Raw genomic sequence first — 6985 nt, 5'->3', positions numbered from 1 at the left:
CGTCCATAAAGATCACTTTCGCGCCCTGAACCAGCGTGCGCGCGATGTACGCCAGCTGCCGCTCGCCGCCGCTGACCTTTGTGTAGGGCGCGTTTTTTAGATGTGCGATGCCCATCTTTTCCAGCGCCTGCTCGGCTAGCTTTTTATCCGCCGCGCTAAAGCTACAAAACATCGGCGTCCTGCACAGCGCACCCATCAGCGCGACGTCAAAGACGCTGTAGTCATATGAGGGCGCGTGCGTCTGCGGCACGTAGGCGACGAGGGAGGCGAGCTTGCGCTTACCGTAGTCGCGCACGCTTTTGCCTGCGATTAGCACCTCGCCCTCAAATTTTAAAAACCCGAGCATTATGCGAAGCAGGGTGCTTTTGCCGCTGCCGTTAGCGCCTAGGACGCTTAGCGTATCGCCCGTCGCGACATCAAAGCTGATGCCCTTTAGCACGGGCTTATCGCGGTAGGAGAAGCGTAAATTTCGCACTTCTATCAAATTTTCTCGCATCAAAAGCTCCTCTTGGCGCGGCGAAGCACGATGATAAACATCGGAATGCCAAACAGCGAGGTCACGATGCCGATGGGGATCTCAAAGGTAAAAATGAGCCGCGAGAAGCTGTCGCAAAATAGCAGAAATATCGCACCGATCATCGCCGAGCTCGCCAGAACCGCGCGGTTGTCGGCGCCGAAGATAAAGCGCGCGATATGCGGCACGATAAGCCCGATCCAGCCGATGATGCCCGCGATCGTCACGCTAAGCGCGCTAACGAAGGTGGCGACTAGGATGATGAAAATTTTAACCCGCGTCGTATTTACGCCCAGGCTCTTTGCCTCCTCTTCGCCAAGGCTTAGCGCGTTTAGGTATTTGCCGCTAAGCGCCAGCAGTAAAACGCCCGCGCACATCGGCAGGATCGAAATTTGAATAAAGCTTTTGGACGCAAAGCCCAGGCTGCCCATCAAAAAATAGGTGATCGCAGGAAGCGCGTCGCTCGGGTCTGCGGCGTATTTTAGCACCGAGAGTAGCGAGGTAAAGAGCGAGCCGCTGATGACGCCGCCCAGAACCAGCACGATGACGCTACCGCTACGCGAATACAGCGCCGAGATGCCGAGCGCCACTGCCACGGCGAGAAAGCCGAAGCCAAAGGTGCTAAGCTGGATGAGGTATTCATTGAGCTTAAAAAACATCCCCACCGCTGCGCCAAAGCCCGCGCCGCTGATCGCGAGGCTAGCGCCGATGAGCACGCAGGCAAGTATGCGCGGCAGGCGAATTTCAAGCAAGAGCGTGTGCATGACCTCGAAATCTTTTAAGCTTTCACCCCACAACAGCGCCGTAACGTAGCGCGCGTAATCGCCCGCGCTAAAGCCGTATTTGCCCAGCAGTAGCGAGCCTGCGACGCAAAGCGCCAGCAGCAGGGCTAAAAACACAAACGCCTTTTTGCTCATTTTTCTTTACTCACTCCGCACCCCGTCCTAAAATTTTATAAATTTGCGCATCTGTAAGCTCAAAATCCAAAAATAGCTTGTAAAACTCGCGCGTTTCGCGGACTATGTCAAATTTAAACGCCTCTGGGTAGGCCAAATTTATCAGCCATTTTAGCCCCAAAAACCGCATAAACGAAGGCGGGCGGTCAAACCACGAAAAGGGCTCGCGCGGGATGTAGTAGGCTTTTTTGTTTTTTACCGCGCCCAGCAGCTGCCACTTCGGATCGCCGTAAATTTTATCAAACAGCTCTTTTTCGTAGATGAGGATGACGTCCGGATCGTATTTAATGAGCTGCTCGAAGCTGATCTTTACGCGTCCGAAAGATTTGGCGTTTGGATCCTCGCTGCACTTATGCACGTTCTGCGCACCGGCTCGCTCGATGAGCGTCGCGTGCCACGAGCCCTCGCACTCGGTAGCTAGCCCGTCGCTGCCCTGCGCGTAGTAAATTTTTACCTTTTGCAGGTTGTTTTTCTTGATGTACTCCTCGATTTGCGCGGTCAAATTTAGCGACTCTTGCGCGTAGTTTACGAGAAGTGCAGCGCGCTCCTGCTTGCCCGTCACTTCGCCTAAAATTTCAAACCCGTCCAGATAATCCTCGAGCTGCACCGCGCTTAGATAGAGCATCGGTTTTTTGATAGAGCCGAAGACCTCGCTCATCTTTTTGGTGTTGCGCGAGCTTGTGTTTACGAGGATGAGATCGGGATTTAGGCGTAGCAGCATCTCGACGTTTGGAATTTTACCCTGACCGAAAAAGCCGCCCACGACGGGCTGCTCTTGCACCTCTTTTTTGACGTAGGGTCGCTCGTAGTTGTTCCACTCGAAATTCGTGCCGCTGATTTTAGCGGGATCAAGCGCGTAAAGCATATATAAAAGCGGCGGCGAGCTCGCGTAAATTTTAGTCGGAGTGCCTTGTAGTTGCGTTATGTTTTCGCTGTTTTAGGCGATGTAGTCTTTGATCTGCTCGGGCGTCATCGCAAAGCAAAAGCCCAAAAACGCAAAGAAAAACAACAGAATTTTTTTAAACATTTTTCGCCTTTAAATGATTTTGTAAAGTATAGCTAAAGAAATTTTAAAATAGATTTTATTATATAAATAGAGTCAAATTTTATGCGGACCGACTCCTTTTTGGAGCGATCCGCCTTGAAAATTCTAATTAGAATTTATATCTTAAATTGGTGAAAAATACCCTTCCTTCTTCCGGATAGCCTTCTCTATACTCGTAGTTTTTATCAAACAAATTTGATATGCCAGCCTCTACGCTTAGGCTTTCGGTAGGTTTGTAGATAAATTTGACGTTTGTTGCGCCAAAGCCCGCAAGTTTTGTTACTTCGTAAGAGTTTGAGTAACGGCTCGAGATCATATACTGCGATGCGTAAATGCTAAATTTAGGCACAATTTTATAGTCTACGTAAGCAAAAGCCTTGTGTTTAGGTATGTCGTAAACTCTGCTATCGGCGCCGCTTTTATATTTCGCGCTGATATAGGTATAGTTGCCGCCTAGCTCCAAATTTTGCCCTGCAAAATAGGTCGCGCCAAGCTCAAAGCCCTTGTATTCGGCTTTATCGACGTTTATGGCTTGAGCTAGCTTTTTGCCGCCTACGATAATGTTATGCTCGCCGATAGCGTCTTTAACCTTAGAGTAAAATAGCGCGGTCTCCAGTCTCAAACCCTCGCCGAAGCTTCTTTGATAGCCGACCTCGTAGTGATTGGCGACCTCAGGCTTTAGGTATGGATTTGGCTCGTTGCGGCCGAAACGTTTTGAGTAGCGCTCTTTCATACTAGGAAAATATGTCTTTTTAGCAAAGCTAACGCTAAGCTCGTCGTTTCCGTCAAAGCTGTGCTTGATCGCAGCTTGGTAGTTAAAGGCGTGGCGTTTGGCGACCTCAAAGTCGTAGAGTGTGTTTGTAGCAGACGTTATCTTGCCGTATTCTTGAGCCTTGATCGCATCTCTAGTATCGTAGCTCACGCCTAAAATCAGCCGCGTAAAATCGGTAAATTTGTAGGTGTTTTCTAGCGCAAAGCTGTAGGTTTTATCCTGATACGTCTGCACAGGCTCGCCGTCGTCATGCTCTTTGTGCTCGTCAAATTTATAGTTAACCGCAAATTTTAGTGTATCTCTATCACCGATATCGCCGCCTATCTCAGTACCCAGTCCGTAGCCTTTATCGCGGTAGTGGCTGTTAAACATCGCGGGCTTGATGCCGTTTAGGTCGTTTACAAATTTGTCGTAAAAGGCTTTGGTGTTTATATATAGGCTGTTTTCAAACTGCGTATGAGATAGCCAATATATGCTTTCTTTATCCCATTTCGGCCATTCCCAGAAGCGTTTTGCCATGTTATATCTGGCGTAACGGCCCGTATAGTACGGCTGCTCTTTTTCGCCTTTTTGATTGATATAGGCGATCGCGTATTCGTCGGTCTCATTTGGCGTGAAGCCGAATTTTATATTAAATTTCTTATCGCGCTGTACGGAGTTATCGCGTCTGCCGCCGTCTTCGTTGCGAGTAACGCCCGGTTTAAAGTCATGAGACATCTGCTGGCCCGCATCCTCCATATAGCTGCCGCCGGCTTGTACGTAAAATAGCTCTTGCTTGGTGCCGATGTTAAAATCAATATTGTTGCCGTAGGTCTTGGCGTTTTTGCCCGTCTCAAAGCCGTAACCGACGCTACCTTCAAGCTCTTTTGTAGGTTTTTAGTGATCAAATTTATCGCGCCGCCCATCGTATTTGGGCCGTAGAGCACGGAGCTAGAGCCTTTTGAGATGTTGATTTGGCTTAGATCAAATGTCGTAAATCGTCCAAAGTCCGCATTGCCGTCATACGGGACATAAACGGGAATACCGTCGATATAAAGCGGCACTCTGCGCGCGTCAAAGCCGCGAACGTAGAAATTTTGCTCTGCGCGCGGACCTTTTTTATCTACGTAAACGCCAGGCGTGCTGTAAGCGACCTCCGAGAGACGCTTTATCTCGTCTCGTTGCAACTTTTGCTCGTCTAAGACAATGATATTCGTGTCGCTTTTTTTGCACGCCACCGACCTTTTCTACGACTTCGACTTGTCCTAGCGTAAATACTTCGCCGTGTAGCGCCATCGCAACACAGCAGGCGATCAGGCCAATCCTTTTCATTAGCAACTCCTTGAAAATGAAATTTTTATTATATATTTTGTAAAATACGTTTTGAACGAAGTTAATATTATTAAAATATAAAAAGTTAATTTTATTTCACGCATAGTTAAATTTGACTTAAAAATCGAGGTTTTTAAAATGAAATTTAAATTTCTACTTTGCATCGACGACACGGATGAGCTAGGCGGAGAGCTTTGCCCGCAGGGTCTTTCTGGAAACTGAGCAAATTTAATATACGGTAAAAATTTCTAGTATATAATCAAGCTTTAAAATCTGGCAAGGAAAATATCGTGAAAGAGTACAAACTATATATAGACGGCAAGTATGTAAGCTCAAGCGCCGGCACTATCGTAGATAGCATAAATCCCGCCGACGGTTCGGTGTTTGCCAAAGCGCATATGGCTAGCAAGGAAGATATCGAACTAGCCATCGCAAGCGCGCATAAAGCGCAAAAGCTTTGGGCAAAAACAACTCCTCGCGAAAAGGAAGCCGTGCTTTTAAGGGCGGCTGAAATTTTTGAAAGAAGAGCAGATGATATTAGGGGGCATATTGATACGAGAAAGCGGCTCGACGATCGCAAAATGCAACTTTGAAATTAGCGTCGTTAGCGATATATTCCGCGTTGCGGCGGGTGAGGCTAGACGCGTGACCGGACAAATTTTCGTTTCAAACGACGACGGGGTTTTTTCGTATGTTATTCGTCGTCCGCGGGGAGTGATCGCCGGAATTTCGCCGTTTAATGCGCCAATGATTCTAAGTAGTAAAAAATTTGCCTTTGCCATAGCGGCGGGAAATAGCTTTGTATTAAAACCATCATCAAACACGCCCGTTTGCGGTTTGGTATTCGGCGAAATCCTGCAAGAGGCCGGTTTGCCGGCCGGCGTGCTAAATATCATTCCGTGCTCAAAAGAGGTGCTTGGCGAAACATTTCAAGAAGATAAGCGTATATCCATGATAACATTTACGGGATCGACCCAGGTCGGTAGGCATATAGCTCAAAGCGCGGCGAAAAATATGAAAAAATGCACCCTTGAGCTAGGTGGAAAAAGTCCCGTTCTGGTTCTCGAAGATGCGGACATTAACTATGCCGTAAATACCGCGTTTTTCGGTATCTTTATGCACCAAGGTCAAATTTGTATGGCAGGCTCGCGCATCATAGTGCATGAAAAAATTTATGACGATTTCGTTTCCAAATTTACGGAAAAAGTTAAAATTTTACAAGTCGGCGATCCGACCGATGCGCGCACTATTATCGGGCCGCTTATCGAGCGTAAACAATGCGAATTTATCGATGATTTAATTCTCGACGCAAAGAAAAAAGGCGCGCGGATACTAACAGGTGGCACGAGCAAAAACAACTTTTATATGCCGACCACCGTTGCAGACGTTACGACTGATATGAAAATCTTTTCAACCGAGGCTTTTGGGCCGGTTGCGGCTATTATCAAAGCGCGAGATTTAGATGAGGCCATAGAACTAGCTAATAGTACGGATTATGGACTAAGCGCGACTGTCATCACTCAAAATGTCGCGGACTATCTGCGCTGCGCCGAGGAAATAGAAACGGGGATGCTGCACGTAAACGGCCCTTCATTGCAAGACGAGGCGCATATTCCCTTCGGCGGAGTAAAAATGAGTGGGCTTGGTCGCGAGGGCGGGCATTTTTCTATCGAGGAGATGACCGAGCTAAAATGGATCACCGTCGAAGGCATGGGAAATCACAAATATCCGTTTTAAATTTAACCGCTTACAAGCTAAATTTATTTAGTTTAGCTTGTAAGGCTTTATTATTTTGGGTCGGTTTCAATCCGCTTAAATTTAGTAGTAGCCAAGAACAACAAAAACTCGCTTAAATTTGACGAGATCGCAAACGCCATACGAGAATTCATTGCACCGCCCATTTTAATATAGTGAGGGATATCCTTGCCCTACGATATGCGCAAATCAAGAGTCGACGTGCCAACACTAAGAAGTTTAGCCGTTTGTTGTCTATTTAGCACCGCTTGTCCTTTGTATTGATTGGCTATATGCTCGAGAAGTGTTTTGTACTCTACGTCGTTATATAGTTCATTAAGCATATTATTTTTCTCCTTTTGCTATTTTGAGTGGTTTTTGGGTAGTTTTTGAAAAATTTTTAATGCCCTATGGTTCTTTAGAATATTTTAGAGTAAAAACTTATTTTCATGTTTTTAAAAATAAGGCATCTTAGATTGATTTAGAAAACATGACGAGAAATTGGAATATTAAAAAATTTCGGGAACAAATAGGGAACAAATAGGGAACAAATTTTATAAAACTAAGCAAACTTAAGGTTCTTGAAATATCGGGATTTGAAAAGGATTGTTGAGTATATATGGCTCCGGATGCTGGATTCGAACCAGCGACCA

General features: G+C 46.6%; 8 protein-coding genes. 2 read left to right on the top strand and 6 right to left on the bottom strand.

Annotation, left to right across the window (positions count from 1 at the left end; translation table 11 throughout):
* The 5 genes from Q0546_RS11935 to Q0546_RS11915 all read right to left on the bottom strand — a co-directional run.
* The coding region (locus tag Q0546_RS11935) for an ABC transporter ATP-binding protein (protein ID WP_298793330.1) at positions 1-496 on the bottom strand (496 nt) is incomplete at its 3' end.
* Positions 496-1413, bottom strand: a complete 918-nt coding sequence (locus tag Q0546_RS11930; RefSeq protein ID WP_298793329.1) for an iron ABC transporter permease — start codon at positions 1411-1413, stop codon at positions 496-498. The genes Q0546_RS11935 and Q0546_RS11930, both read right to left, overlap by 1 nt.
* Before the next feature lie 28 nt (positions 1414-1441).
* Positions 1442-2335 (bottom strand): ABC transporter substrate-binding protein, encoded by an 894-nt coding sequence (locus Q0546_RS11925; RefSeq protein WP_298793327.1) that lies wholly within the window; start codon positions 2333-2335, stop codon positions 1442-1444.
* 289 nt (positions 2336-2624) lie between these two features.
* The gene (locus tag Q0546_RS11920; protein WP_298793325.1) at positions 2625-4025 is read right to left on the bottom strand and encodes a TonB-dependent receptor; all 1401 of its coding nucleotides are present in this window, start codon (positions 4023-4025) and stop codon (positions 2625-2627) included.
* Entirely contained in the window at positions 3914-4504 is a 591-nt protein-coding gene (locus tag Q0546_RS11915; protein WP_298793323.1) for a TonB-dependent receptor, read from the bottom strand. Before Q0546_RS11915 ends, Q0546_RS11920 begins: the two co-directional genes overlap by 112 nt.
* 384 nt (positions 4505-4888) lie before the next feature.
* Here Q0546_RS11915 and Q0546_RS11910 point away from each other — a divergent pair, with 384 nt between their 5' ends.
* Together Q0546_RS11910 and Q0546_RS11905 are read left to right on the top strand one after the other, a co-directional pair.
* On the top strand, positions 4889-5191 hold the full coding sequence (locus Q0546_RS11910) for an aldehyde dehydrogenase family protein (protein WP_298058022.1): 303 nt from the start codon (positions 4889-4891) through the stop codon (positions 5189-5191).
* A complete protein-coding gene (locus Q0546_RS11905; protein ID WP_298793320.1) occupies positions 5148-6335 on the top strand; it encodes an aldehyde dehydrogenase family protein in 1188 nt (395 codons plus the stop codon). The genes Q0546_RS11910 and Q0546_RS11905 overlap by 44 nt, the downstream gene beginning before the upstream one ends.
* Before the next feature lie 191 nt (positions 6336-6526).
* Here Q0546_RS11905 and Q0546_RS11900 read toward each other — a convergent pair whose 3' ends face one another.
* On the bottom strand, positions 6527-6676 hold the full coding sequence (locus Q0546_RS11900; RefSeq protein WP_298058021.1) for a hypothetical protein: 150 nt from the start codon (positions 6674-6676) through the stop codon (positions 6527-6529).
* Between the last annotated feature and the right edge of the window lie 309 nt (positions 6677-6985).

The organism is uncultured Campylobacter sp. (assembly GCF_937997465.1).
GTDB lineage: Bacteria > Campylobacterota > Campylobacteria > Campylobacterales > Campylobacteraceae > Campylobacter_A.
The sequence above is the reverse complement of the archived record's forward strand: the minus strand, read 5'-3'. Positions and strand labels throughout refer to the sequence as shown.